Genomic DNA, 291 nt, shown 5'->3' with positions numbered 1-291 from the left:
CCGCCTATTCCGCATCCGTGTAGAACGAGTGGGTGACCTGAACGCCATTGTTGTAGTTCTCAATGACCAGATTCAGCCCCATGGCACAGCCTTCGGCCACATACTCGTTGGTGTAGCCCTCCACAGTGGTCATTTCCCACAGGGCCTGACCCGGCGGGCAGTCCTTATCCTGCGAGTAGGTGTAGCAGCCGGAGTTCTTGATGCCCGGGTTGTTGCGCACTTCCTTCATGGTGGTCTGGGCCGTGATGTTGGGCTCTCCCTTTTCCATTACGGCACCGGCGGGCAGGGCCA

Annotated in this window: 1 pseudogene; it reads right to left on the bottom strand. The window is 59.1% G+C overall.

The annotated features are described in order from the left end of the window. Positions 1-4: 4 nt before the first annotated feature. Positions 5-291, bottom strand: a pseudogene (locus tag P0G09_RS20090) (alpha/beta hydrolase); the annotation flags it as partial.

This window comes from Faecalibacterium sp. DFI.5.82, from assembly GCF_029076575.1.
GTDB classification, from domain to species: Bacteria; Bacillota; Clostridia; order Oscillospirales; family Ruminococcaceae; genus Faecalibacterium; species Faecalibacterium duncaniae.
The sequence above is the reverse complement of the archived record's forward strand: the minus strand, read 5'-3'. Positions and strand labels throughout refer to the sequence as shown.